Below are 26,969 nucleotides of genomic sequence, written 5' to 3' on the forward strand. Positions count from 1 at the left end.
GAAGCCTACTCGCTTCTTGACGTAACGTCTCACCATCCCTATGTTGAATTAACGTTACGTCAGCAAGGAGTATCTATGACATCGACACGTCGCACCGTCCTGCTGCGGTCTTCCTGGGCGACGGTGAACATCGGCGACGTGGCTCACTCCCCTGGGGTGGTGCGGGCGTTTCAGCGGTTCGCCCCCGAGGTCGAGGTCGTCCTCTGGCCGGTGCGGCTGGAGGAGCGCGAACGGTCCATGCTGCGGCACGCGTTTCCCGACGTACGCGTCGTCGACGGCACCCTCGGCGGGGACGGGCCGAGCACCCCGGAGCTGGCCGCCGCCCTCGACGGCGCGGACGTCCTGATGCACGGATCGGGCGCCGACGCCTTCCAGAGCACCGAGATCGACTGGTGGCGCGAGCACGTGGGCCGCCCGTACGGGTACTTCGGGATCACCGTGGATCCGCTGTGCCCGCCGACCATGGCGACGCTGCCGGAGCTGGCGCAGATGGTCGAGCTGCTGCCACCGTCCTATCTCGCGGACGACGTCAAGGAGCGTTTCGACGGCGCCGACTTCGTGTACTGCCGCGAGAGGCTGACCCTGGCGACCCTGCGCGGCCAGAAGATCACCGGGCCCGACCTCGCCTTCGGGCCGGACGGCACGTTCGCGTTCGACCACACCGACGACGTCGCCGCCGCTCGCCTGCTGGAGGATCTCGGCCTGGAGCCCGGCCGGTTCGCCTGCTTCGTTCCGCGGCTGCGTTACGCCCCCTACGCGAAGATCTACGGCACCGAACCGACCCGCGAGCAGATGCGGCGCGACGCGGTCAACCGGGCCACCGTGACGCAGGACCTGTCGGTGCTTGCGGCGGCGATCGAGACCTGGGTACGCGTCAGCGGCCGGCCGGCCCTCGTGGTGCCCGAGATGAGCTACGCCGTCGAGCTCGCCCACGAGCAGCTTCCCGGCCTGCTCAGCCCGCGGACGCTCGGTCAGGTCCGGATCCTGGACCGGTACTGGCCGCTGGAGGAGGCGACCGGGGTCTACGCCGTCTCGTCGCTGGTGGTCAGCATGGAGTGTCATTCGCCGATCATGGCCGCACGACATGCGATCCCGACCGTTTACCTCCGGCAGCCGAGCGAGACCACGAAGTCCCAGATGTTCGCCGACCTCGGCGGCCCCGACCTGGTGATCGAGCTCGACCATCGTGCCGCGGCGGCGGTCGTCGCTGCGGTCACCGACATCGCCACCGACCCGGCGCCCGCGGTCGCCCGCAGCAGGAGGATCGCGGCCAACGCCGACGACCGGCTGCGGGCGGCGGTGGAAGCCTGCGTAGCGGGTCGGCCCATATCGGCGGGGACCGGCGATGCGTAGCCTGCGCGACCGCTGGCGGCGCGACCGGGTCCTGCTACTGCTGGCGCTTCCCGGGGTCACGGCGCTGCTGCTGTTCCACTATCTGCCGCTCGGCGGGAACGTCATCGCGTTCCAGGACTTTCAGCCGTTCCTCGGCATCTGGCACAGCCCGTACGTCGGGCTGGACAACTTCGAGCCGGTGCTCACCGGCGACCCGGTGTTCCTCAACGCGCTCGTCAACACGCTGATCATCACGCTGATCCAGGTGGTCTTCGTCTTCCCGCTGCCGATCTGCCTCGCGCTGATCCTGAACGCGACCGTCAGCGAACGGCTCAAACGCCTCACCCAGTCGATCCTCTACATGCCGCACTTCCTGTCCTGGGTCATCGTGGTCGCCCTGTTCCAGCAGATGTTCGGCAACGGCGGGATGCTCAACGCCTGGCTGCGCTCGGCCGACCTGTCCACGTTCTCCGTCGTCGGCGTACCCGAGCTGTTCAAACTCATGATCACTTCACAGGTGATCTGGAAGGACACCGGCTGGTCGACGATCATCTTCCTGGCCGCACTGTCCCGAGTGGATCCGGCGCAGATGGAGGCCGCGGTGGTGGACGGCGCCTCGGCGGCTCGCCGCCTGTGGCACGTGACCCTGCCCGCCATCCGCCCGGTGATCGTGCTGCTGCTGATTCTGCGGCTCGGGGACTCGCTGTCCGTCGGGTTCGAGCAGATCATCCTGCAGCAGGCGCAGGTCGGCGCCGGTGCCAGTGAAGTGCTCGACACCTACGTCTACAACCACGGGATCGTCGGCGGCGACTGGGGCGCCGCGGCCGCGGTGGGGCTGATCAAAGGCATGGTCGGTGTCGCGCTCGTACTCGGCGCCAACCGGTTGGCCCACGCTCTGGGCGAGCAGGGGGTGTACGCCAAATGACGAGCCGACCTGCGCCGGCCGCGGTGTCCGTGGCACGCCACGCCGCGCGGACAAGGCCGCGCCCGAGCCGCAGCGGGCGGCCGGTCTGGATGGGCGAGCCGAGCAAGCTGGGGGTCGGCGCGCGCGGACTCGTGCTCGGCCTGGGCTGCCTGGCGGTTCTGGTGCCGTTCTGGGCGGTGCTCATGACCAGCATCGCCTCCCCGGAGGAGATCAACAGCGCGGGCGGCTTCGTGCTGTGGACGAAAGAACCGACGCTGGACTCCTACCGGGCCGTCCTGTCCGGCGGCATCGTCACCCGTGCGCTGCTGGTGAGCGCCGGCATCACCGCGGTCGGCACGGCACTCAGCCTCGTCAGCACGATCGCTCTGGCGTACGCGCTGTCGCGGCCGGGCACGTTGCTGCAGAAGCCGATCCTGCTGATGACGGTGTTCACCCTGCTGTTCAACCCGGGCATCATCCCGATGTACCTGACGGTCAAACAGCTCGGCCTGCTGGACGGCTATCTGGCACTGATCCTGCCGGTGCTGGTCAACGCGTTCAACGTCATCGTCATGCGCGCGTTCTTCCAGGGAATCCCCGGCGAGCTGCGGGAGAGCGCCTACATCGACGGTGCCGGGGAGCTGCGCATCCTGCTGCGGATCGTCCTGCCGCTGTCGAAGGCGGTCGTCGCCGTGATCGGGCTGTTCTACGCGGTGGCGTACTGGAACGCCTTCTTCTCCGCGATGTTGTACCTCCAGTCGTCGGAGAAGTGGCCGCTGCAACTGGTCCTGCGCACCTACGTCGTCAACAACACCCCGATCGGGGCCGACCAGCTCAGCTCGAACCTGGAGAACCTGCCACCGCAGATCTCCGTCCAGATGGCGATTCTCGTCATCTCCGTCCTCCCCATTTTGTTCATCTACCCCTTCATACAGAAGCACTTCGCCAAGGGACTCATGGTCGGCGCCGTCAAGGGCTGACCGATCGTCCACGCCATGTGGAAAGGGAACGTCATGGCACCCACCTTCAGCCGCCGCCGCGTCCTGGCACTCGGTGCGGCAACGGGGCTGGCCCCGCTGCTCGGGGCCTGCGGCGACGGCAGCCCGAGTTCGCCGAACAGCTCGAACAGCTCGACCGGGCCGGTCAAGCTGCCCACCTACAAGCCCGTCACCGCGGCCACGCCCGACCTGGCCGCCGAGCCGGCCGGGGTGTCGCCGGGATACTTCAGCTACCCGGCCTCCTCCAGCGCCGCATCGCAACCGGTGCGGGGCGAGGCCGTCACGGCGCTGACGTACACCTACGACCCGATCGCCCCCGCGCTCGGCTCGAACCCCTACTGGCAGAACCTCAACAGCCAGCTCGGCACCGAGCTGAAGCTCACGTACGTCGCCTCGACCGACTACAAGAGCAAGGTCGCCACGACCATCGCCGGCGGCGATCTGCCCGACATGGTGGCGATCCAGGGCGTCGTCCAGCAGATGCCGGCCATGCTGAAGGCGGCGTTCACCGACCTCACCGAGTACCTGTCAGGGGACGCGGTCCTCGCCTACCCGAACCTCGCCGCCCTGCCCACCGACGCCTGGCGCAGCACCGTCTACGACCAGCGGATCTGGGGCGTCCCCGTGCCGCGGGCCCGGATCGGCACCGTGCTGTACACCCGGGCCGACCTGCTGGAGAAGGCAGGACTCAGCCTCCAGCCCGAATCATGGGCCGAGTTCAAGGAGATGGCGGACGCGCTGACCGACGAGCGAGCCGGTCGGTGGGCGTTCGGGCAGATCCCGTTCACCACGATCCTCGAGATGAACGGGATCACCGGCAACTGGCCCGGCGGCGCCGGCGCCTGGCAGGCCGAAGGCGGCGTCTTCACCCACTCAGGGACGACACCGCAGTTCACGCAGGCCCTCGCGGACACCGTCGAGCTGGTGAAGTCGGGGGTGGTGCATCCCGACCACGCGGGCGCGCCCAACACGAAGCGCAACGCGTGGATGCTGGCCGGCACGACCTCGTTCACCATCGGCGGGTACGCCGGGTGGGGCAAGTTCTACGGCCAGGCGAAAGACGTGCCCGGCTTCCGCCTGACCGGCATGCTCTCGCCCACCCGCGACGGCAAGGGGACGCGGGTACGCACGCCCGGCCCGACGCTGTCCAGCTTCACCGCCCTGGCCAGGACCGACGACGCCGACCGGATCAAGCAGATCCTCAAGGTCCTCGACTGGTTGTGCGCACCCTTCGGCAGCAGCGAGTACCTGGCCCTCCGGTACGGCGTCGAGGGCCGGACGTTCACCCGCGACGGCTCCGACCCGGCCCTCACCGAGGCCGGGCGCAGCCAGGTGTTCCTGCCGGTGCGGTACCTCGCCGAGGCATCGCCCGTCATCTACGAGCCGGGCAACCGCCAGGCCGTACAGGACCAGCACGACCACCAGGTGGCCGGCGTCCCGCTCGCCGTCGCGGACCCGACCCTCGGGCGTTACTCGGAGACCGCCGCCAGCAGGGCCGCCAGCGAGCAGCAGGAACTGGACGCGGTGCTGCTGGAGATCCAGCTGGGGAACAAGCCCGTCTCGGCGTGGCAGCCGGCCATCGAGAAGTTCATGGATCGGGTGGGCGACAAGATCAAGGCCGAGTACGAGGAGCAGGCGTGAACTCAGCGAGACGGAGCAGGTTACGTGCGGCGGTCGTGCTGGCTCTGGTGGCGGCGTTCCTGTCGCCTCTGTCATCGGGCAGTGCCGCCTTCGCCGACATGTCGGATCTCGGCAGGTTGCTCGACCTGACGCGCCCCGGGCTCAGTGCAGTGGCGGCCGAGCTGGCCGCCGGTGACGAAGCGGGCGCCGCGAGCGAGCTCAAGGTCTATTACGCGGGCCGCGCCGACGTCCACTACCCGGCTCCGGCCGAGGGCCTGGGCGGTGGCGACTCGGGCCCCGACGAGCTCGCGGCCGGGATCTTCCGGTTCGGCGCCGAGACCCGTACCTTCTACGACAGCGCCGAGCAGCGGATCGACGTCGACTGGCAGGACCTCTGGGGTGGGACGCAGACCGCGCCGGGCGGCGCGCAGACGTTGATGAGCGACTTCACGTTCATGCCCAAGCTGACGTACGCCTACGTGTCCGAGAGCGATCCGGCGAAGCGTGCGGCGTACGCGAAGGCGTGGATGGACATCTCGCTGGACTTCTTCGCCGACAACCAGAGCTGGCCGCAGGGCCGCAACCTGTCGGCGGCCAAGCGGCTCGCCCAGCTGGTCAGCGGGTTCTCCGTGTTCAGGGCCGATCCCGGCATCGACCCGGGCGATCTCGTGGAGTATCTGTCCGGCGTGCACGCCACGACGGACTACCTCGTCGGCGTGCTGCAGACACACGTGGGCAACAACTGGTACATGTCGATGGCCCGCTCCGTGCACGCGGCAGCCGTGTTCCTGCCCGAGTTCTCGGCATCGCCCGGCTGGGAGTGGTTCGCGGTGCGCTCGGCCGAGCGGTTCCTGCGCACCTGGCTGAAGGGCGACGGCGTGTACCGCGAGCCGGCGTTCAACTATCAGGCATACGTGGCGGACATGCTCAACTCCGTCATAGCGGTCGCAGAGGCCAACGGGCGGACCGTTCCTGACGCGCTCGTCCAGGGGGCGGACTGGATCGCGGACTCGCTGTTCGCGACCCGTCAGCCGAATCTCGAACCCGCGGCGATCGGCGACACGCCGAACAACTACGCGGGTACGTCGGCCATCCGCCGGAGCGGGGTACGCAACTCCTGGCCCGATTTCACCTGGGTCGCCTCCGGCCGGACGCAGGGGACCGCCCCGACGCTGCCGTCCACGGTGTTTCCGATCAGCTTCGCGGTGCAGCGTTCCGGGTGGGACGCCGATGCCCGGTACATGCTGATCAACAACCAGCTTTCCAGTTACACCGCCTCGCATCGGCATCCGGACGATCTCAGCCTGGTGATGGCGGCGTACGGGCGGCCGCTGATCGTGGACTCCGGGGTGGGGGACTACAGCGCGACCGACACGAACAACTGGATGCGCCGTGAGACCGAGGCGCACAACACCATCGAGGTCGACGGAGAGCCGCAGGCCAAGAACGTTCCCCGCACGACGTCGCTGTGGCGCTCGAACGCGGGCCTCGACGTCTACCGCGGTGCGGCGATGGGCTACCGGCCGGTCGCGCACGATCGCGCGGTCTACTTCGTCAAGCCCGGCTTCTGGGTGGTCTCCGACGCCCTCACCGGTGACACCGCCGCACACGACTACCGGCAGCTCTGGCACTTCCCCGGTGATCCGGTGACCGTCAATCCGAGGACGAAGGTCGCCACGGTCGGGTTCGACACCGTGCCGGGAGCCGCACCCGGCGCCGGCGTGCGGCTCATCCCGGTGGCGACGACCGGTGCCGCGGTGACTCCCAGGGTCAACAAGAACGGCGCCGTACGCGTCGGCGAGCGGGTCCTCACCGACGTCGACTACCTGTCGTACGACTGGTCCGCCACCGGGCCGACGGGACTGGACACGGTCGTGGTTCCCGGCCCGGCCGGCGCGGCGCCCTCGGTGAGCGCGAAGCGCATCGCCATGCCCGGGGTGAGTCACTCCGTGGCGACGGCGATGGAGATCGCCCAGCCGGGCGCGACCGGACGCTTCTACCTTTCGCGCGAGGCGAATCCCTCGTCGAGGGCGTTCGCGGCCGCCACGACCGACGCCGAGACCGCGTACCTCGAGCGTGCTTCGGGCGGCGGGTTCACCAGGTACGCGCTGACCAGAGGATCGTCGCTGACCGACGCGAACAAGACGCTCATCAGCGCGTCCGCACCGGTGTCCGACGTCAGTGTGGAACTGAGCGGCACGACCGCGCGGATCTCGATGGGGGACCCGTTCACCGGCACGCTCTCCGTCCACGCGCCGAACGCGACCGCGGTGACCGTGAACGGCACCCCGACCGCGTTCACCCGCACGGGCAACCTGATCACCGTGTCACTCCAGGAACACTTCACCCCGGCACCCGTGCTCGACGAGGAGTTCGACGACGCCGGCCTGGACCGCACCGTCCATGACTTCAACGGATCCCTCGGCGGCTGGACGCCGGTCCAGGGGACCTGGGCGGTGACCGGCGGACAACTGGCACAGAGCTCGACCGCGGACATGATGTCGTTCGCGGCGCTGCAGGACGTACCCGATGACGTGGTCATGGCCGCGGACATCGTTCCCGGGCTACGCGGCCAGACGACGTCCCGTACCGGTCTCGCGTTCCGCTACCACAATTCCCGCAACTACTACCGGGCCGAAGTGCTCAACTCCACGACGGGAGCGACGCTGAAGCTGGTGAAGATCTACGACTCGAAGACGGAGATCCTCGCGGAGACCGAACTGCCGATCAGTGCCAACGTCCCGCACAAGCTGGTCGTATCCGCGATCGGCAGGCATCTGAGCGCCAAGGTCGGCGATACGTCGATCTCCGCGGACGACGGACAGTTGCCGACGGGTGGCGCCGCCGCCTTCACCCATCGGCGGGCCGCGACCTTCGACGACATCGTGATCAGGGAAGGGCTCGACCAGGCCCATTGGCGAGGAATAGCCGGGTCGGTGTCCGTCGCCTCGGGCAAGCTGCGCCTCACGCCCTCCGGTGGCCGGGCGCACGTCCTGGCCGACTCGACACTGCCGGAGCGCTTCTCCGAGGCGTGCGACTACGCCGTGGAGACCACGCTCACGATCGACGGATCCGCCGCCGGCAACGCGGGAATCTCGCTGCGAGACACCACGGACGCGTACGGGTACCGGATCCACGTCGGCAAGACGAGCGACGGAGACCGGTACGCGAGCATCATCCGCGAGGCTCACGCGTCGGGCCCCGTCACCGTGGCCAAGGCAACCCTCAGTAACCCGTTGACCGGTCCCGTGCGACTGGGCGCGGCGATCCACGGCGACCGCATCACCGTGACGTTGAACGGCGCCGAGATCCTGAAGGGCCGCGACACCGTTGTACGCAGCGGCGGCGTCGGGCTTTACGCATCCACGGAGAGCTCGTTCGAGAACGTCACCGTCGCTCGGTCCTGCGGGGGGAGGTAGCGCCCGCGGCCGAGCTGACCCGGGCTCCCGGCAACTGAGGTGTCGTCCAAGCAGCTCAGCGGCCAGGAGCCCGCGACGATGGGCCCCACCGCTCCATGAGCGCCGGGGTGACGCGGCTGTCACGTCGCCGACCTGACGTAGGTAGCCCTCCGGTTGCCGGGGACGCCGGCGATGGGTCCGTCCTCGTCGAGCCTGAAGTCGGGATAGGCCCGCCGGAGCTGTGCGATGGTCGAGGACCTGCGATTTCAGGACGGTCGGCCGCGTCCGGTGAGCAGGCCGCGTACCGTCCACAGGGCGCCGATGACGACGGCCCCGACGATCATGAAGGTCGTCGTCGTGGTTTCGGCGACATGGAGCAGGGCCAGGACGCCGATCGTCGAACCGTAGACGACGGACAGGGCGATGAGGGCTCGTGCGGAGAGTTTCGCGTTCATGGCTGCTGAGCGTGCCCGAACCCGACGTGTGCGGACAGCCACCGGGGGAGGGGATGCTGATTCCAACGAAAGGTGGATACCGGGCTGCGACGCCGGTCATCGATACTGGTCAGATGGTTGGTGGCTCCCTCACAGACCCGGTCGATGCCGGGCAGGACGATTGGCATCGGACGGTGCCCGGCTGGCATCTCGCCTTCGCCACGCTGGCCGTGCTGACCGCCTGTCTCGTCGTCACCGGCGATGCCGGCCCCGCCACCGCCGAGCGCGGTGCCGCGCTGCTCGTGCTGCTGAGCGGCTGGTACGGCGCTACCGGCGCTCGGGCCCTGCATCGTGACCACAGCCGGCTGGGAATCGTCTATCTGGTCGGCGCCGTCCCGCTGTCGGCGGCGCTGTTCGCGGCGGCGCCTGAGGGCGCGCTGATGTCGTTCATGCTGTACCCGCATATCTGGGCGCTGCTCCCGCTGCGCAAAGCGATGGCCGTGACAGTCGCGAGCGTGATGTCGATGGCCGCGGTGATGATCGTCCGCAGCGCTGTGTACGAGCAGGAGCTGTCCTCGGTGATCCTCCTGGCGGTGGTGACGCTGGTGGTCGCCCTGGTCCTCGGGGTCTGGATCACCCGGATCATCGAGCAGAGCCGGCAGCGGGCCAGGCTGGTGCAGGAGCTGGCGGCGACGCGGGCCGAGCTCGCCGAGGTCAGCCGGGAGGCCGGGGTACTGGCTGAGCGCGAGCGGCTCGCCAAGGAGATCCACGACACGCTCGCGCAGGGCTTCACCAGTGTGCTGCTCCTGCTGGAGGCGGCCAAGGCCGGCACGTGCGAGCGCGACCAGGCCGCTCGCGGCCACCTCGACCAGGCCCGCCGCACCGCCATGGACAACCTGGCCGAGGCCCGCGCCCTGGTCGCGGCGCTGCCGCCGCCGCAGCTCCGTGACGCCTCGCTGCCGGACGCCCTGGGCGGGCTCATCGAGCGGTTCGAGGCGGAGACCGGGCTGGAGGCTCGCTTCACGGTGACGGGGACGCCCTGCCGGCTCACCCCGAACGAGGAGGTGGTGCTGCTGCGGGTCACCCAGGAAGCCCTGGCCAACGTCCGCAAGCACGCCTCCGGGGCGGGCCGGTTGGGGGGCGTGCTGGCGTATGGAAGCGCGGGCGTGACCTTGCGGATCAGCGATGACGGCCAGGGCTTCGACCCCGGCGAGGCCGGCACCGGATTCGGGATCGGTGGCATGCGCGACCGGGTCGCCGAGGTCGGCGGGGTGCTGAGCATCGGACCGGGCAGGCCGTCGGGCACCCTGGTCCAGGTGGAGCTGCCGTCGTGACCGTGCGCGTGCTCATCGTCGATGACCATCCCATCGTGCGGCAGGGGTTGTGTGCGGTGCTGGCCGCGCAGCCGGACTTCGCGGTCGTGGCCGAATGCGGCACCGGCGAGGAGGCGGTCGCCCTGGCAGCGGACGGCAGGCCCGATGTGGTGCTGATGGATCTGCGGCTGCCCGGCCTGGGCGGCGTCGATGCGACCGAGCGCATCGTCGCCGCCGGGAGCGCCACCGCGGTCGTCGTGCTGACCACGTACGACTCCGACGGGGACATCCTGCGCGCCGTCGCCGCGGGAGCGACCGGCTACCTGCTGAAGGACGCCTCGGCGGAGGAACTGGTCGCCGGGGTCCGCACGGCCGCCGCGGGCGGCACCGTGCTCGCCGCTCCGGTCGCGGCCAAGCTGGCCACCCGCATGCGGGGCGAGGCCCCCTCGCTCACCACGCGGGAGATCCAGGTGCTGGAGTGCGCGGCCCGCGGCCTGTCGAACCCGGAGACGGGGCGGGAGCTGTTCATCAGCGAGGCGACCGTGAAGAGCCACATGATGCGCATCTTCGGCAAACTCGGCGTCGCCGACCGCACCGCCGCCGTAACCACCGCCCTCGCCCGCGGCATCCTCAGCCCGCCTTGACCTGGCTGCCTGTCCCATTGCGTGGCCGCCGGGCCGCCGATGGTGACGGCGGCCGGGGCGAGGTCGCGGACCGCGTGGGCCTTGAGGGTCAGATTGCCTGACGCTTCAGCGCCGCGGGCCTGGTGGAATGGCGCGATCGTTCACGACATCGCCTCGCGCGGGTCCGTACGCTCGGTGCGGAGGTGGTCGGGGATGGACGAGGGATACTCCTCGGCGGTCGCCGCCGTCCGCACCATCCGGGCGGCGACGCTGCTCGCCGGCACCGACGTGCTGTTGTCGACGGTTGGATTCCTGTCCGGATACGCGGACGGCCCCCACTTCGCCCGCGAGTTCGCCCGGCGGACCGGCACCAGCCCAGGCCGGTACCGCCCGCGTTGCGGGGCTGCTGCTCCGGCTGGGAGGGCGTTCGCTGGTCAGAAGCGGAACATCTCGGTGAAACGGCCGAGTAGCGTCGGGTCGCCTTCGATGCGCATGCTGCCTGTGCGGAGTAGTTCGTCCGGGGTCTTGTCGCCGCTCATCAGCTCGCGCACGGGGAAGCCGGCCAGGCGTTCGATGACGAGGCCGGGGGCGGGGTGCGGGCCGATGCCGACCGCGAGCTCTCCATCGGTGATCTGCAGGCGGAACGTGAAGTCGCCCATCCGGATCTCGTAGCCGGCGGTGACTCCGCGGGCCGCTTCCGGGCGGTATGTGGTGCGGAAGGACATGGCGATCGACTCGGCGGTGATGATCTCGCCGGGGCGGGGTTCGGAGAGTGTCCGTGCGCCCCAGCGGCCCAGTGCGATCAACGCGGGTTCGAGGTCGCGGCCGTAGTCGGTGAGCTCATAGACGACGGCGCGTTCGGGGTGCGGGAGCGCGCGACGGGTGGCCAGCCCGGTCTCCTCGAGTTGTCTGAGGCGGGCCGACAGGATGTTGGTCGGGATCGACGGCAGGCCTTTGTGCAGGTCCGTGAAGCGCTGGGCTCCGGTGAGCAGGTTGCGGATGATCAGCATGGTCCATCGTTCGCCGACCATCTCCATCGCGCGGGCCAGGCCGCAGAACTGTCCGTACTCCCGGGACGCCATGATGCAGATCTTAGCCTCTACTTCAATTGACAGAGCACGCTTGTAAAAGACAAGCTTGGTTGCCGTGAAGCCGGTATGCGCCGGACAGATTGGAGAGAACGCATGTCGTTTCAGGCGTACCTGGACAACATCGAGGACAAGACCGGACTGACGCCACGTGACTTCATCGCTGCGGCGAAGGAACGCGGCTTCGACGACCCGTCCGTCAAGGCCGGAGTGATCGTCGACTGGTTGAAACAGGACTACGACCTCGGACGTGGCCACGCGATGGCGTTGGTGCACGTCATCAAGAAGGGGCCGAAGATCGACGCCAAGCACGTCGGCGGCTCGGGCGTCCATCGCGACGCGTCCGACACGCTCTGGCTGGACGGCAAGGACAACCGGCCCTGACGAGCCCGATGAACTGGATGGACAGGGGCCGCGACGGGCACGTAGCGGACTGGTGGTGACGGGACGGTCAGGACGGGCCGGGGGCCTTCACCGCGAGAAGTCGGAGACGTGGGCGGCGGACCACTGGGCGAAGGTGCGCGGCGGCCGGCCGGTGAGCTGCTCGACCGCAGGGTGGACGGTGGTCTCGTCGATGGTGTGGTCGCGGTAGAAGCTGAAGAAGGCCCTGACGTATTCGATCGGCGTGGTGGCGCTCATCTGCTCCCAGGCCTCTTCGTCGGTCAGCGCCTCGAAGCGCAGCTCGCGACCCAGCGCGCGGCCGAGGATACGGAGGCGGTCGGCGGGCAGCAGCGCCTCGGGCCCGCTGAGGGAGTAGGCGCGTCCCTCGTGCCCCGGCTCCAGCAGCGCCTCGGCGGCCACCGCCGCGAGGTCGGCCGGGTCGACGGAGGCGACCGGCACGTCGCCGAAGGCGTCACGCACGACGTCGCCCGTCCGTAGCTGGGGCAGCCAGCGCAGGGTGTTGGACATGAAGGCGGCCGGCCGCAGGAACGTCCAGGCCAGACCGGACTCGCGTACCGCCGTCTCGGAGTCGATCATGTACGCCGAGACGGCGTTGCCGGTGTCGGTGGCCACGGCGGCCTGACTGGACAGCAGCACCACCCGCTCGACTCCGGCCCTGGCGAGTTCGGCGGTCAGCCCGGGCATGTCGCGATAGCCGGGCAGCAGGAACACTCCTCGCACCCCGTCCAGCGCGGGACGCAGCGAGGCGGGTTCGTTCAGGTCGGCTCCGTCGGCCCGGGACAGGGCGCGGACCGGGACGCCGGCCGAGGTGAGCCGCGCGACCAGCTCGCGGCCGACGTTTCCCGTGGCTCCGGTGACGAGAATCACCGCAACGTCCCGCGGAAGTGCGCGGCTGCTGTGTCGGCCGAAAACGTCACTTGCGGCTCCTGGTCGTAGAAGTCGAACGGGGTGCCCTAGATCCACAGTACGCCGGTCCGCGTGGAAGCGGCACGCACCGTCGGGGATCGCGGCGTCCTGGCTGGTCACGCACTGCCGTCGCGGGATGAGCGCCCGCCCGTCCGGGTACGCGTACCCGGCATCGGGGGAGAACGTCTGGGAGGTCGTCCGTGAACAGGCCGGCGCACTGGTTCTCCGACGCGCTGTTCCCGCGTGGCACGAACGAGCACGGCCCCCTGCCCGCGCTGCTCGTCATGCTGATGGTCTCCTCCGGCCTCGTCGACGCCATCACCTTCCTCGGCCTGAACCGCGTCTTCGTCGCCAACATGACCGGCAACGTGGTCTTCTCCGGCTTCGCGATCGCCGGCGAGCCCCGGCACCAGCTGTGGGCGCACCTGCTGGCCCTGGCCGCCTTCGCCGCCGGGGCGTGGAGCGAGGGGCGCGTGGCCAGAAAGATCGAGGAAGCTCGCCGCCGGCTGTTCCACCTCACGGTCACGCACGCGGTTCTGGTGGCGGCGGCGCCGGCCGTGGTGCTGCTGGCGGGTGTGCGGGGCACGGGGCCGGAGGTGGCGCTCATCGTGCTGCTCGGTTACGGCATGGGCATGCAGAACGCGGTCGCGCTGCGCATGGCGGTGCCCGACCTGGTCAACATCACCGTGGTCACGAGCATCGTCACCCGGCTGGTCTCGCAGGCGCCCGCGCAGGCGTGGCGGCGCCGGGCGTGCGCGATCGCCGCCATGTTCGCCGGCGGGATCCTGGGGGCCGCGCTCTACCTGGTCGCCGGCATGGCCGCCCCGCTGGCCGTGGACCTCCTCCTGCTCGTCCTCATCGCGTACGTGGCCCGCGACGTCCTCCCGGGCCCGGCCCGGGCGTAGGCGGCGGGTTCACCGAAATCCAGTGCAGCCGGGCTGGATGAGTCCCGTCTCGTACGCGGCGATGACGGCCTGAAGTGGCCGCGGAACGGCAGCTGACGCTGTCCAGCGGGTACAACGCCGGCATCGGGCGGCTGGATTTCCAGAGCAGGACTCGGAGTTTTTGCCGACTGCTGCTTTCTGGCGAAGCCACAGACAATTATGCCGGAAGTATCTTTTCAAGGTTCATGCATCTTCTTCGTGCCCGCCTTTACTCGCGAGAGCTACATTTGCAATTAAGAAGTCAGTGCGAGAAGTGCCCGATCGAGGGTTCCTGCCGCACCACAGAGCACTATGGGAGGAGCTCCGCTTCCTCATGGGGCACCGGCGCCGCATCTCCTGCGCCACGCGGCGCCGGCGCCGTTGATCTCCACCTCGACATCACCACATGCGGGCAGCCGACCTGCGTACGGCTGTATCCGCCGAAGCGGGAGGATGGCAATGGAGAGTCGGATGAAAGCATGCGTGGCCCTCGTGGCCACGGTCTCCGCCCTCGTCACCGGCAGCGCCGTCAGTGACGACAAGAGGCCGAACGCCGCCCCACTGGCATGGCATTCGGGCTGGTTCGTCAAGACCATGTGCTACAAGGACGCCCGCAAGTTCTCCCAGGAAGCCCTGACCTACCACGGCTATCGCACCGCTTACACGCCGCCGAACGCGGTGCTGGGCAGCAACGGCACCACCATGGTCGAGGTGTCGTACGCTCCCGCACAGACGAGCTACAATCCCGCGCAGTTCGCCAAAATTCACTTTACGGTGACGGGCATATCGAATTCTTCGAGTTCTGCGGAGACGGCTCGTAACCGTGTTCGTGAGCGCATCGTCAAAAAGAGTTATTACGACACCTGCTGAGGTTTAGCCGCCGCGACGTCGGCGGCACGGGGGAGGCTCTCGCGCCGGTGCTGTGGTTGGGCGACCGGCGCGCCGCCACGCCCGCCTGCGGATCGCCGAGCGAGACGAGTCCAGTCGCTCCGAGTACGGCATCTCGTCCTGGCACCCGCGCCTGTGAGCGCAGCTCGACCGTGTCGCGGCCGGTCCCGCAACCACGTAGAGTCACGTGGTTGCGGGACCGGCTGGTCACGATCTTTGCCGTCGGTGATTCTCACAGTGGAGCTGTTCTCCTCGTAGCGGCGGCTCGTCAGGGTTGTGCTCAGTTCTGCAGCGGCATGAGGTGGTCGGCGAACTCGTCGAGCCAGCGCTCGGCCGAGGGCACCGGCGCGGCGGGCCGTACCACGAACTTGGTGATCCCGGCCTCGACGTAGCGCTCGATCAGGTCGCGGGCGGCGACCCAGCCGACCGGGACGATCTCGGCGGGGTCGGCGCCGGGGTTGCGGCGGGCGATGGCGTCGATCGCGGTGGCGGGGATCTCGGCCGCGGCCACCGCGAGGCTGGTGCCGTAGTGGTCGGCCTCGATCTCACGGCCGGCCTCGGCCGCGTGCGCCGCGATCGCCGTACGGCCGGCGGCGGCCTGGTCAGGGGTGAGGAAGCTGGCCAGCCAGCCGTCGGCGAGCCGGCCGGCGCGGCGCAGGGCGCGCTCCCCGCTGCCGCCGACCCAGATGTCGAGCGGCTTGGCCGGCAGCGGGCCGACCCCGGCGTTCTCCACCGTGAAGAACTCGCCGTGGAAGGTCACCTTCTCCTGCCGCAGGAGCAGCCTGAGCAGTTCGAGGGACTCGTCGAACACCGCGCCGCGTGGCCCGGGCACGGGGAACGCCTCCCGTTCCGCGGGCCTGGCCGGCGTCAGCCCGAAGGCCGGCAGCACCCGCTTGGGGCCGAGCGCGGCCAGCGACGCGAGCTGCTTGGCCACCCGCACCGGATGGCGGCCCGGCAGGATCGCCACCCCCGTGCCGACCTTCAGCCTGCGGGTGACGGCCAGTGTGTAGGCCATGCCGACGACGGGCTCGACCGACGGCCCGTGGACGAGCTCCGACAGCCACAGGGAGTCGATCCCGAGAGCCTCGGCCCGCTGGGCGAGCCCGGCGAGGTGGCCGGGGGTGTCTCCAGGTGGCGGCGCTATCCCGATGCGTACCTTCATCGGCCCATTATCTGCTTATCTGCTAGGGCGAGGCGGTTCACGCCGAACGACCCGTGTGCACGAGTCTGGCTGCTCACACAGACGGTGCCGGCGACGGGACAGGTCGGCATGAACACGGGGTCATCGAGCTCTGCATGGGGTCTGCGGGAGCGGGAACGTGAAGCGCGAGCATAGTAACGTCATCGTCCTGTGTGAATACGGATAGCATTTGGTCGATGAGGTAGTCGAGCAGTAATTGTGGGCTTTTCACAACGCCTTTCGGGGCCATGCTCGCAGTCGCACAGAGTTGAGCGAGTCCGGCATCGAGCCCGCGCTTCCTGCCCTTTACGAGTCCGTCAGAATAAAGAACGGCAGTATGGCCAGGAGGTATTAGAAAGCGAGCGTGCCCGCGCGGACTCGGCCAACCCAGGGGAGCGCTGGGTTCAACGTCGCATAAGGTTGCCGTCCCTTCCGGCGAGATCAGCAAGGGAGGCGGATGGCCTGCGAGGGCCAGCGTGCACTCGCCAGTGGTGGGCTCGACGAGCATATAGGCCAGAGTGGTGATCTGTTCGTCGCCCTCGGATTGGTGGAGTTGGTCTAAGCCGGTGAGCACGGCCGCGGGCGGCGGGTTGGTCAGCGCCAAGGCCCGCATGGCGTTGCGGATGCGGCCCATGCCGGCGGCTGCCTTGACGCCCTTGCCCATGACGTCGCCGACGACGGCCGCGACCCGCCCGTCCTGCAGCACGAACGCGTCGTACCAGTCGCCGCCGACCTGGACGTGGCGGCTGCCCGAGCGGAAGCGCTGGGCCAGCACCAGGCCCTTGACCACCGGCAGGCGGTCGGGCAGCAGGCTGCGCTGCAGCGTCTCGGCCGTGCGGTGCTCGCGCTCGAACAGGGTGGCCCGCTCGACCGCCAGCGCGCACTGGCCGGCCAGCGCCTCCAGGAAGACGCCGTCCTCCTGGGAGATCTTCTGCGGGCGCGTGAAGGAGAACCGCAGCGCTCCCAGGGCGCGTCCCGCGGCGAGCAGCGGCAGCCCCACCCAGGCGCGCTCGTCGCCGTGGGCCAGGAACCCGGCCAGGACCTCCTCGTCGCCGCCCGCTTCGAGCAGCTGGGCCTTCAGCGACTCGGGGGACTCGGCCAACACGGGCCTACGGCGGTTGACGGCCATGGTCATCAGGTTGGGATAGGACAGCGGGATCTCGTCACCTATGGCGCCCTCCCCGTTGATCAGCTTGAGCGCGGCGCGGTCGGTGTCGAGCAGCGCGACCGCCGAGCGGTCGGCGGCCAGGGCGGTGCGGCCGACGTCGCTGATCACCTGCACCACCTGCTCGACCGTGAGCGCTTCCGCCAGCATGGCCGTGGCGCCCTGCAACCGCGCGGTACGCAGTGTGGCGGCGCCGAGCTGGTCGGTCAGTTTGCCGCGCATCTCCTCGGCCTCGCGTTGTCGGGTGACGTCGGTGTTGATGCCAACCCACTCCACCAGTCGTCCGTGGCGGATGATCGGCACGGCGCGCACCTCGAAGTGGCGGTAACCGCTGGCCCTGGTCCGCACCCGGCAGTTCCACTCGAAGATGTTGTGCTCACGCCGGGCTTCCCGCCAGGCGTTCTCGGTTCGTTGGCGCTCCTCGGGATGCACGACGCCCAGCCAGGTGCTGGTCAGGTATTCCTCCAGGCCCTGGCCGGTGATGGCACGCCACTGCGGGGCGTCCTCGATGGCGACGCCGGCGGGCGAGGTGATCCACACCACCTGCGACTGCGCGGCTGCCATGTAAGCAGTCGCGCTCCGCCAGCTGACCTGATCGTCCACGATGTCGGCGGCGGACCCGCCCTCATCTGGCTGCTGGGTCTCCAACTGACTCAGAAGAGCTTCCATCTCCTGAACCCGCTCTTCAGTTTTGAGAGCTCTGCCGCGGGCGAGTGCCAGTTGCTCGGTCAGGCGAGCGATTTCTTCAAGGAATTGAGCACGGTCGTGGTCCCACGCGACCCGAAGCCGATCAGTCTCGGCGAGCACAGCCTCGAGGGCGTGAGTGCGCTCATTCAGCTGTTGTTCCAGGTTGTGGGCGTAGCGTTCCGCCTCCTTCCAGCGCGTGACCGCGATGTCCAACTCATCCGTCGCCTTCCTGAGTCGGTACTCGTGTGGATGCGCCACTTGGAGAGCGGCCAGTTGGAGGTTGGTCAAGTGTTCGCGGACTTCCTCTGTCACTGATTCACCCGAGGCTGTACGCAGAGCAAGGATCTTGTCGAGAAACCATCGGTCAGTGGGGACGCGCTTACCGCTGAGGTACCGGGAAACGGTGCCCTTGTCGATCGGATGAAGCCGGGAGAACAGGCAGATCGAAATGCCCAACGCGGCGAACTGCGCACGCAGTTCTGTTACCCAGGCCATCGTCTGTGGACTGAGGCCGGGGCTCAATGGAGCTAACGCAACCGGACGGCGGGCAATCTCGCTCATCTGTCCATCATCCGGGTTCGGCCACGTCCTTCCCGGCAGTTGCGCCTTCCCGGGCGTTGCCAACTGTCTGCAACCCCTTGCCGGTGATGTTGCAGTGTGGCGCAACGCCCTAGGACTCTGGCTTTCTTGGGCTCAGGGAGTCGCTTTCCGGCTCCGCTATGGCCTGGCGCGACATCAACGCAAGGAGTCCATGTGCACCGCCCCGTTCGTTCGACCTCTCTGGTGCTCACTGTTCAGAGCGGCCGATGAATCCTGATCGTGTTGTCTTGATAACGGTGGCGACCGCGGCAGTCACCAGTATCGCCGCGGCTCTCATGATCGCGGACGGTTCCACGTGGCCGTCAGCCCTGTTGTACGGGCTCGCCGCCGGCGGAGCCACGCTGTGGGGACTGCTCAGCTGGTTCGGCGGCCACCAACCTTGAAACGAACGAAACCCGCGTGGTTGATGGCCTCACAGCACCCGAAAGCGGCAGGCGCAGGGGCGCGTGGGAGAGGTCAGCGGGTGGGCAGTGTCCATGTGCCGCCTTCGCAGGCGGGTGGGCCGAAGGTGAAACGGCGTCCGCCGGCCGTGTCGGCCACGAGCACGTCTTCGGCTCCCATACGGAGGCAACCGCCTGAGACGACCGGGATCCGGGCCGACTCTCCGGCGGGAACCTGCCGGCCGTAGCTCACGTCGCCGAGCCATTTCACCGTCACGGTTTCGCCGGAGCGGTTCTCGAACTCCACCCATCGGCTGACGCGTGGTTGGCAGGCGGTGAGGACGAGGATCGACAGCGCGAGTGTCGCCGACCAGATGATCTTTTTCACGATCCTCCAGCATGTGCACAGCCCCTGCAGGGTCGTCGTGGGGCCCGCCGGGGCCGCGGGTTCGGTGGGTTACCGGGCGCCCAGCACCGGCAGTTGCTCCGGGGTGAGCGGTGTGATGCCGAACTTCGGCCGGCTCGTCCAGCGCCGCGCTGCCGATGTCCAGCCGGGCCTCGTCATGGGTGATCGTCTTGGCGCTCTCGCCGTCGGCGGTGGTCGTGAAGGGCTTCCGCACGGCCGCCTGAGGGATGCGGGTGCGGTGCATAAAAGCGGGATAAGGTGATCGGTGCTGTGCCCCATCGATAACACCCACGCTCAGCCGCTGTCCAGCCACGAGTTTCTCCATGCTTCGTCACTCAGCGCGATCGGAAAGCCGCCATCAGCCGGATCGCCGGGGCGACTCACGGCACGCCGTGAGGATTTGCCCCATCTGGCCGCGGCTCGAACAAGACACTGAGGCGGAGCCGCTCCAGCGGAGTCCGGTAGGCATCCAGCGGCTCCAGCGATGACCAGCTTGGCGGCCCGACCGGGCACCGCCGTCGATGCCTCCATCCTTGGCCGGCCAGGGGTGGAGGTTTTGACTCTTTTTGGTGCTACTTATTGACATTCCGCCGAAAATGGCGCGTACTTCGATCGATGATCGGTCTAACTACCCCTCAGCATCAACCAATCCCGACGCGACCGGTTTAGGCCTGAACCGACGTCGCGTGAGCGCAGTGTTCCGAGCACCCCCCAAGTCACCCTCACGCAAGCGCACCGATTGGGGAACCATGACCGAGGTAGGCAGAGGCATGGCGAAAAGCCTGCTCTCCCGGCGTGCCTTCACCACGTCCGCGGCGGCTGCCGCGCTGGCGCCACTGGTCACAGCGAATCCGAGCGCGACGTCGGCAACAGCCGGAACGGCCGTGGGCGCGGTCCGTCGCATCACCCTGTACGCCGAGCGGCTGGCGGACGGCCAGTTGGGCTACGGCCTGGAGCCCGGCAAGGCGACGATTCCCGGGCCGCTCATCGAGATGGTCGAAGGCGACACGCTGGAGATCGAGATGGTCAACAACGCGGACGTGACGGCGAGCCTGCACGTCCACGGGGTGGACTACGACATAGCCAGCGACGGTACGCGGCTGAACGACGGCGTGGTCGAGCCCGGCGGCCGGCGTACCTACATCTGGCGCACCCACCCGCAGGGCAAGCGTGGCGGCGGCGCCGGCATCGAGCCGGGCAGTGCGGGTTACTGGCACTATCACGACCACGTGGTGGGGACCCCGCACGGCACGATCGGCATCCGGCAGGGGCTCTACGGCCCGCTGGTGGTCCGGCGGAAGAAGGACGTCAGGCCGGACAAGACGTTCACCGTCGTCTTCAACGACATGATGATCAACAATCGCCCCGCGCATGCCGCGCCGGAGTTCGTGGCCAAGGTCGGCGAGCGGGTGGAGTGGATCGTGATCACCCACGGCGAGTTCTACCACACGTTCCACATCCACGGGCACCGCTGGGCCGACAACCGCACCGGCATGCTGGAGAGCCCCGAGGACCCGAGCCGGATCATCGACACCAAGATCACCGGACCCGCCGAGTCGTTCGGGTTCCAGCTGATCGCGGGGGAGCGGGTCGGCCCAGGGGCGTGGATGTACCACTGCCACGTCCAGAGCCATTCCGACATGGGGATGGCCGGCATCTTCAAGGTGACGGACGCGGACGGGAACGTGCCAGGTCATCCGGGCGATCACCGCGCCGGCGGTGCTCACACGGGCCACTGACGGCCGCGCCCGGCCCTGAGCGTCGAATCGTCCGGATTCGGGCGCCCCATGCCGTACGGCCCCACGCGGACGCCCCAACCGTGGCCGCCCCCCGAACTCATCCCGCACATGGTCCCGCATCACTCTCATTCCCAAGGAGCAATGATGGGTCGAACAGGTCATTTATCGTCCCGACCGCCCGTCTGGCGGCGCGTCCTGACAACGCTGTCGGTCGCCGTCCTGGTGCTCGGGCTGGCGCCTCCGGCCGTGCAGGCGCAGGTCCAAGCACAGGCCCCCGCCCCGGCCGCCAAGAAGGCCGCCGTCAACGTGCTGGTCTTCAGCGGTCAGGCCGCGCAGCAGGACGACCCGGTACGGGCGGCCGCGACGGCGATCAGGGAACTGAGCAAGAAGAACGGGTTCACCGTCGAGGAGGCCCAGGATCCCGCGGTCTTCACCGCCGACAACCTGGCGCGCTTCCGCGGCGTGGTGTTCCTGTCCGCCAAGGGCGTGAACCTGGACGACGCGCAGCTCGCCGCGTTCCAGGCGTTCATCAGGGGCGGCGGCGGGTTCGTCGGCATCCGTGACGCCGCCCGCGCGCAGGTGGACTCGGCCTGGTTCACCGAGCTGATCGGCACCCGTCCCGTCGGCGCCCTGCCCATCGCGGAGAAGGTGACGGAGAGCGCGGCGAGCGCGGAGAACCCGCCGAACGAGACCAAGGACAAGGTGTTCGACGGGGACAACGACACCAAGTGGCTGGCCAGGACGCCGACCGCGTGGGTGCAGGGCAAGCTGGACAAGCCCGTCGCGGTGGCGCACTACGCGCTGACGTCGGCCAACGACTTCACCGGCCGGGACCCGAAGGACTGGACCCTCCAGGGCTCGCAGAACGGGACGACCTGGACGGATCTCGACAGGCGCACCGGTCAGACCTTCGCCCAGCGGTTCCAGACCAAGGAGTACGAGTTCGAGAACACCACGGCGTACCAGTACTACCGGCTCGACGTCACCGCGAACGGCGGCGAGCCGCTGACCCAGCTCGCCGAGCTGCGGCTGTTCGGGCCCGACTCCGCGCCTCCTCCCGCGCCGAAGGAGCAGAAGGCCGTCGTGGACATCGTCGACCGTCAGCACCCGGCGAACGAGGGCCTGCCGCTCACCCTGTCGCGGACCGACAAGTGGCTGAGCTGGGACCCCAACCCGGTGGGCAAGGTGCACACGATCGCGCAGGTCGAGGAGTGGACCTACAACCCGAAGATGGACGGCAACGGCGCGTTCCACCCGGTCTCCTGGTGCCGTGACTACGACGGCGGCCGCTCCTTCTACACCGGCATGGGCGGCACCACGGCGAGCTACGGCGACAAGCAGTTCCGCACGCACCTCACCGGCGCCATCCGGTGGGCGACCGGCATCGTCAGGGGTGACTGCCAGGCGACCATCGCGGCCAACTACACCGTGGAACGGCTGACCACGCCGAACACGCAGGGCCAGCTCGACCAGATCGGCGAGCCGCACGGCCTGACCATCGCGCCGAACGGCAAGGTGTTCTACATCGGCAAGGCGGCCTGCGCCACCGGCCCGATCCCCGACTGGAACGACCCGAAGGTGGGCCTCGGCTGCGGCACCATCCACCAGTGGGACCCGCGGACCAAGCAGGCCAAGCTGCTGGCCACGCTGCCCGTCATGGGCAACCGCGGCAGCGGCGACGAGCTGATCAAGAACGAGGAGGGCCTGGTCGGCATCACGCTAGACCCGGACTTCGCGGAGAACGGCTGGATCTACGCGTACTGGATGCCGCACGCGTCCATCGACCGGGACCGGCGCATCGGCAAGCGCACGGTCTCCCGGTTCGACTACGAGTCGCGCACCCAGACGATCGACCTGAGCAGCCGCAAGGACCTGCTGCAGTGGGACACCCAGATCCACAGCTGCTGCCACGCGGGCGGAGGCATGACCTTCGACGAGGACGGCAACCTCTACATCGGCTCCGGCGACAGCAACTCCTCCGGCGGATCCGGCGGTTACTCCGGCAACAACTGGACCCAGGACTACAAGGGCACCTCGTTCCAGGACGCCCGCCGTACCGCCGGAAACACCAACGACCTCAACGGCAAGATCCTGCGCATCCACCCGGAGCCCGACGGCACGTACACGATCCCCGAGGGGAACCTGTTCACCGGCAAGGAGGAGGGCGGCGGCAAGACCCGCGCGGAGATCTGGGTGATGGGCGTGCGCAACATCGCGCGGCTGCAGTGGGACAAGGAGAACGACTGGATCACGGCCGGCTGGGTCGGTCCTGACGCCTTCGGCCCGAGCGAGACGTGGGGACCGGCGAAGTACGAGACCCTGACGGTGCTGACCTCGGCCGGCAACCAGGGCTGGCCGTACTGCATGGGCAACAAGCAGCCCTACCGCGACCGCAGCAACAACGACGCCACCCAGCCCGCCGCGTGGTACGACTGCGACAACCTGAAGAACACCTCGCCGCGCAACACCGGCCTCGTCGACATCCCGCCGGCGCGGGCCAACATGATCTGGTACTCGCCGCAGGGCGGTGGCCCGGTCTACCCGAAGCGGACGGACGGCAGCGGTCTCCCGACGTACAAGCAGGGCGAGGAGACCTTCACCATGCCCTACCTCAAGGGCGGCAACCAGGCGGTCATGACGGGCCCGACCTACCACCGCTCGCAGACCGACATCGGCAGCGGGGTCGCGTGGCCGGAGTACTGGGACAACAAGTGGTTCATCGGTGACGAGGGCAACAGCAACAACCGCATCGCCGTGACCGTGAACCCGGAGACCGCCAGGGACGCGGGCCGGCCGGCGTTCGCCGAGGACCTGCGCGGCATCATCCCCGGCGGCGTCGGCGCCGACCAGCTCCAGTCGTGGATGGACGCGAAGTTCGGTCCCGACGGCGCGCTCTACCTGCTCGACTACGGCAACGGCTTCTTCAGCCTGCACGCCAACCAGAAGCTGATCCGCATCACCTACAAGGGTGGCCCGGCGACGCCGGACCCGGCCGCCGGCGTGGCGCGTCCCGCCCGGCAGAACGCCGACCCCAGGACGATGACGTTCTCCAGCGCCCAGGCCGGCGGCGTGGCGTGGGAGTGGAACTTCGGCGACGGCAGCGAGCCGTCGACCCAGGCCGCCCCGACGCACACCTACGCCGGGTTCGGCACCTACCAGGCGACGCTGAAGGTCACCTACGCCGACGGCGAGCAGGCCACCGGGAAGATTCCGGTCACGGTCGGCTGCGCCGCGCCCGACGCCCGGCCGACGGTGCAGCTGCTCGACGCCTTCACCGGCGTACGCAACAAGGCGGTCGCCGGCGGCTGCACGATCAACGACCTGATCGACGACGAGCGCGTCTGGAAGAACCACAACCAGTTCGTCAAGCACGTCAAGGCCGTGGTGGACCAGCTCCTCGCGGACGGCGTCATCACCGCCCAGGAGGCGGAGGCGCTGCGCACCGCCGGCGCCAAGTCCGAGGTCGGAAAGGTGAACGGGTACCAGTCGATCTTCGACGGCACGGCGGCGTCGCTGCTGGGCTGGAGCCAGGCCCCGTCCGGGCAGTTCACCCTCCAGCCGGACGGCACGATCCGCGGCTCGGGCGGTCTGGGCATGTTGTGGTACTCCGACCAGGCGTACGCGGACTTCTCGGTACGGCTGCAGTTCCGTGACAGCGCGCCCGACCCGGCCCGCGCCAACAGCGGCGTCTTCGTCCGGTTCCCCGACCCGAGGACCCCGCTGGAGCAGCGTCCCGCCGGAAGCTGCGGCACGGTCGGCTCGGCGCGCACGTCAGCGGCGTGGGTCGCGATCTTCTGCGGCCACGAGATCCAGATCTACGACGGCGACACGGGCGAGCCGCAGAAGACGGGCTCCGTCTACAACTTCTCGCCCAACGACCTGAACCGGGCCGGGGCGACCCCGAAGGGCCGGTGGAACGACTACGAGGTCCGGGTGGTCGGCCAGCACTACACGATCATCCGCAACGGCACGGTGATCAGCGAGTTCGACAACACGCCGGGCAAGGCGTCGTCCCGCGCCGGTGACCCGCCCACGGACCTGCGCCAGTTCATCAGCGGGTTCATCGGGCTGCAGAACCACAGCAACACCGACGTGATCGACTTCCGCAACATCCGCGTACGCGAACTCTAGGACGGTACGCCGGCCGGGTGCCGGGCGGGGGAGCAGTCCCCGCGCCCGGCACTCCACCCCAGCTCGGAAAGGTGCATCGACCCATGCGTGTCCGATCTCTGCCCTCTCTCGTGATCAGGTCCTTACGCCGGGCGGCCGGAGCGGTGACGGCGCCGCGCCTGGCCGTGGTGCTGCTCGCCGTGGCGCTTCCCGCGCTCTTCCTGCCGTCGATCCAGGCCGCCGCGAAACCCGGTACGCGGCTCACCGCCACGCAACCCACCGCCACGCAACCCACCGCCACGAAGGCGGCGGACCAGGAGCTCACCTGGACCGCCGACGACAGCATGATCGCCTACAAGTCGGCGCCGGAATCGGCGACGGCCGGCCCCGCCACCATCGTCTTCGAGAACAGCACGGCCACCGGCAACACCACCGGCATGACGCACACGCTGACGTTCGACACCTCCACCCCCGGCTACAACCACGACGTCAGCCTCAACATCATCGCCAGCCCCTTCGACGCCGACGGCGGCCGGCACGTCGCCCAGGTGAACCTCACCCCCGGCAAGTACCGCTACTCCTGTGTCATCCCCGGTCACGGCCAGATGGTCGGCGAACTCGTCGTCACCGAGGGCGGCGGCGAGGACACCACCGCGCCGCAGGTCTCCGCGCAGGTGACGGGCGACCAGGACGAGAACGGCGGCTACGTGGGGGCGGCGACGGTCACGATCTCGGCGAGCGACACCGAGTCCGGGGTGGACACCGTCGAGTACGCGCTCGACGGCGGGCCGTACGCGGCCTACTCGGCCCCGGTGTCGGTGAACGTGCCCGGCGCGCACACGGTGACCTTCCGGGCCACCGACAAGGCGGGCAACACCTCGGCGGTGGGCTCGGTGGCGTTCACGGTGGTGGCTCCGCAGGAGGAGGACACCACTCCGCCCGAGGTCACCGGCCAGGTGACCGGCGACAGGAACGAGGATGGCGAGTACGTGGGCGCGGCGACGGTCACGCTCACGGCGACCGACTCCGGCTCGGGCGTGGACACCGTGGAATACTCGCTCGACGGCCAGCCGTACGCGGTCTACACGGAGCCTCTCTCGGTCGACCAGCCAGGCGCGCACACCCTGGCGTACCGGGCCACCGACAAAGCCGGCAACACCTCGCCGGTGGGCACGGCGACGTTCACGGTGGCGCCCTCCCAAGGAGGGGACACCACCCCGCCGCAGGTCTCGGCGCAGCTGTCGGGCCAGCAGGACTCGGCGGGCAACTACGTCGGCTCGGCCACCGTGATGCTCTCGGTGAACGACACCGAGTCGGGGGTCGACACCCTGGAATACTCGCTCGACGGCGGGCCCTACACCGAGTATCCGTCCCCCGTGTCCGTCACCCAGGCGGGCGCGCACACCCTGTCGTACCGGGCCACCGACAAGGCCGGCAACACCTCGCCGGTGGCGACGTTGAGGTTCACCGTGGTACGTCCGGAGGACGACACCACGCTGCCGCAGGTGTCGGCCGCGCTCACCGGCAGCATGGACTGGGCGTGGAACTACGTCGGCTCGGCGACGGTCAAGCTGACGGCGAGCGACGTCGGGTCCGGGCTGGACACGGTGGAGTACTCACTCGACGGCCAGCCGTTCGCGGCGTACACGAAGCCGCTGACGGTCGACCAGCCCGGCGAGCACACGCTGGCGTACCGGGCCACCGACAAGGCCGGGAACATGGCGGTGGGCACGGCCACCTTCATGATCGTGGAAGCCGGCGGCGAGTAACGACGCGTTCCCTTGCCCATGCGCGCCGACCGCACGATGTCCGGGACGCTGGTGCTCCGCAGAGCGTGGCGGAGCACCAGCTTTCGCGTCACCTTGAAGATGCG

The 26,969-nt window shown here is 69.1% G+C and carries 20 protein-coding genes and 1 pseudogene; 14 read left to right on the forward strand and 7 right to left on the reverse strand.

From position 1 onward, the window contains the following. Positions 1 to 75: 75 nt before the first annotated feature. Genes OIE67_RS03430 through OIE67_RS03450 form a run of 5 tightly spaced genes read left to right on the forward strand, consistent with a single transcriptional unit; the run spans position 76 to position 8,273 of the window. A complete protein-coding gene (locus OIE67_RS03430; protein ID WP_326636552.1) occupies positions 76 to 1,353 on the forward strand; it encodes a polysaccharide pyruvyl transferase family protein in 1,278 nt (425 codons plus the stop codon). Then, on the forward strand, positions 1,346 to 2,257 hold the full coding sequence (locus OIE67_RS03435) for an ABC transporter permease (protein ID WP_326636554.1): 912 nt from the start codon (positions 1,346 to 1,348) through the stop codon (positions 2,255 to 2,257). The genes OIE67_RS03430 and OIE67_RS03435 overlap by 8 nt, the downstream gene beginning before the upstream one ends. Further along, the gene (locus OIE67_RS03440; protein ID WP_326636556.1) at positions 2,254 to 3,216 is read left to right on the forward strand and encodes a carbohydrate ABC transporter permease; all 963 of its coding nucleotides are present in this window, start codon (positions 2,254 to 2,256) and stop codon (positions 3,214 to 3,216) included. The genes OIE67_RS03435 and OIE67_RS03440 overlap by 4 nt, the downstream gene beginning before the upstream one ends. Positions 3,217 to 3,249: 33 nt before the next feature. After that, positions 3,250 to 4,875 carry an extracellular solute-binding protein gene (locus OIE67_RS03445; RefSeq protein WP_326636558.1) on the forward strand — a complete coding sequence of 542 codons (1,626 nt, stop codon included), beginning with the start codon at positions 3,250 to 3,252 and terminating at the stop codon, positions 4,873 to 4,875. Next, on the forward strand, positions 4,872 to 8,273 hold the full coding sequence (locus OIE67_RS03450; protein WP_326636560.1) for an alginate lyase family protein: 3,402 nt from the start codon (positions 4,872 to 4,874) through the stop codon (positions 8,271 to 8,273). Before OIE67_RS03445 ends, OIE67_RS03450 begins: the two co-directional genes overlap by 4 nt. 245 nt (positions 8,274 to 8,518) lie before the next feature. Here the strand turns inward: OIE67_RS03450 and OIE67_RS03455 are convergent, their stop codons facing one another. Beyond that, positions 8,519 to 8,707: a hypothetical protein gene (locus OIE67_RS03455; RefSeq protein WP_326636562.1), complete on the reverse strand. Its 189-nt coding sequence runs from the start codon at positions 8,705 to 8,707 to the stop codon at positions 8,519 to 8,521. A 173-nt stretch (positions 8,708 to 8,880) separates the two neighbouring features. Between OIE67_RS03455 and OIE67_RS03460 the strand changes: the two genes are divergently transcribed. Beyond that, a complete protein-coding gene (locus OIE67_RS03460; RefSeq protein ID WP_326636564.1) occupies positions 8,881 to 10,020 on the forward strand; it encodes a sensor histidine kinase in 1,140 nt (379 codons plus the stop codon). After that, positions 10,017 to 10,643 carry a response regulator transcription factor gene (locus tag OIE67_RS03465; RefSeq protein ID WP_326636566.1) on the forward strand — a complete coding sequence of 209 codons (627 nt, stop codon included), beginning with the start codon at positions 10,017 to 10,019 and terminating at the stop codon, positions 10,641 to 10,643. The genes OIE67_RS03460 and OIE67_RS03465 overlap by 4 nt, the downstream gene beginning before the upstream one ends. A 140-nt stretch (positions 10,644 to 10,783) precedes the next feature. Here the strand turns inward: OIE67_RS03465 and OIE67_RS03470 are convergent, their stop codons facing one another. Further along, positions 10,784 to 10,906 (reverse strand): hypothetical protein, encoded by a 123-nt coding sequence (locus tag OIE67_RS03470; protein WP_326636568.1) that lies wholly within the window; start codon positions 10,904 to 10,906, stop codon positions 10,784 to 10,786. On the opposite strand from OIE67_RS03470, the pseudogene OIE67_RS55335 reads away from it, so the two are divergent. Further along, a pseudogene (locus OIE67_RS55335) lies at positions 10,893 to 10,952 on the forward strand (hypothetical protein); the annotation flags it as partial. The gene OIE67_RS03470 and the pseudogene OIE67_RS55335 sit on opposite strands and share 14 nt — an antisense overlap. Before the next feature lie 104 nt (positions 10,953 to 11,056). On the opposite strand, the gene OIE67_RS03475 reads toward OIE67_RS55335, so the two are convergent. After that, positions 11,057 to 11,704, reverse strand: coding sequence for a winged helix-turn-helix transcriptional regulator (locus OIE67_RS03475; protein ID WP_326636570.1), 648 nt, complete (start codon positions 11,702 to 11,704; stop codon positions 11,057 to 11,059). Positions 11,705 to 11,806: 102 nt separating this feature from the next. Between OIE67_RS03475 and OIE67_RS03480 the strand changes: the two genes are divergently transcribed. Then, positions 11,807 to 12,094: a DUF4287 domain-containing protein gene (locus tag OIE67_RS03480; protein WP_326636572.1), complete on the forward strand. Its 288-nt coding sequence runs from the start codon at positions 11,807 to 11,809 to the stop codon at positions 12,092 to 12,094. 87 nt (positions 12,095 to 12,181) lie between these two features. On the opposite strand, the gene OIE67_RS03485 is transcribed toward OIE67_RS03480, so the two are convergent. After that, positions 12,182 to 12,979, reverse strand: coding sequence for an NAD(P)H-binding protein (locus OIE67_RS03485; RefSeq protein ID WP_326636574.1), 798 nt, complete (start codon positions 12,977 to 12,979; stop codon positions 12,182 to 12,184). A gap of 239 nt (positions 12,980 to 13,218) precedes the next feature. Between OIE67_RS03485 and OIE67_RS03490 the strand changes: the two genes are divergently transcribed. Together OIE67_RS03490 and OIE67_RS03495 are read left to right on the forward strand one after the other, a co-directional pair. Continuing rightward, complete coding sequence (locus OIE67_RS03490; RefSeq protein WP_326636576.1) at positions 13,219 to 13,923, forward strand: YoaK family protein; 705 nt, start codon at positions 13,219 to 13,221, stop codon at positions 13,921 to 13,923. A 489-nt stretch (positions 13,924 to 14,412) separates the two neighbouring features. Then, positions 14,413 to 14,811 (forward strand): hypothetical protein, encoded by a 399-nt coding sequence (locus OIE67_RS03495; RefSeq protein WP_326636578.1) that lies wholly within the window; start codon positions 14,413 to 14,415, stop codon positions 14,809 to 14,811. Positions 14,812 to 15,109: 298 nt separating this feature from the next. Here OIE67_RS03495 and OIE67_RS03500 read toward each other — a convergent pair whose 3' ends face one another. The 3 genes from OIE67_RS03500 to OIE67_RS03510 form a co-directional block, all read right to left on the reverse strand. Beyond that, a complete protein-coding gene (locus tag OIE67_RS03500) occupies positions 15,110 to 15,991 on the reverse strand; it encodes a TIGR03854 family LLM class F420-dependent oxidoreductase (RefSeq protein ID WP_326636580.1) in 882 nt (293 codons plus the stop codon). A gap of 73 nt (positions 15,992 to 16,064) precedes the next feature. Continuing rightward, on the reverse strand, positions 16,065 to 18,422 hold the full coding sequence (locus OIE67_RS03505) for a SpoIIE family protein phosphatase (protein ID WP_326636582.1): 2,358 nt from the start codon (positions 18,420 to 18,422) through the stop codon (positions 16,065 to 16,067). Between the two features lie 495 nt (positions 18,423 to 18,917). Further along, positions 18,918 to 19,229 carry a hypothetical protein gene (locus OIE67_RS03510; RefSeq protein WP_326636584.1) on the reverse strand — a complete coding sequence of 104 codons (312 nt, stop codon included), beginning with the start codon at positions 19,227 to 19,229 and terminating at the stop codon, positions 18,918 to 18,920. 902 nt (positions 19,230 to 20,131) lie between these two features. Here OIE67_RS03510 and OIE67_RS03515 point away from each other — a divergent pair. The 3 genes from OIE67_RS03515 (at position 20,132) to OIE67_RS03525 (ending at position 26,865) form a co-directional block, all read left to right on the forward strand. Further along, on the forward strand, positions 20,132 to 20,986 hold the full coding sequence (locus tag OIE67_RS03515; RefSeq protein WP_326636586.1) for a multicopper oxidase domain-containing protein: 855 nt from the start codon (positions 20,132 to 20,134) through the stop codon (positions 20,984 to 20,986). 141 nt (positions 20,987 to 21,127) lie between these two features. After that, entirely contained in the window at positions 21,128 to 25,117 is a 3,990-nt protein-coding gene (locus OIE67_RS03520; RefSeq protein WP_326636588.1) for a ThuA domain-containing protein, read from the forward strand. 83 nt (positions 25,118 to 25,200) lie between these two features. Further along, a complete protein-coding gene (locus OIE67_RS03525; protein ID WP_326636590.1) occupies positions 25,201 to 26,865 on the forward strand; it encodes an OmpL47-type beta-barrel domain-containing protein in 1,665 nt (554 codons plus the stop codon). The last annotated feature ends 104 nt before the right edge of the window (positions 26,866 to 26,969 follow it).

Origin of the sequence: Nonomuraea fuscirosea (assembly GCF_035917475.1) — a bacterium.
Classification (GTDB): domain Bacteria; phylum Actinomycetota; class Actinomycetes; order Streptosporangiales; family Streptosporangiaceae; genus Nonomuraea; species Nonomuraea fuscirosea.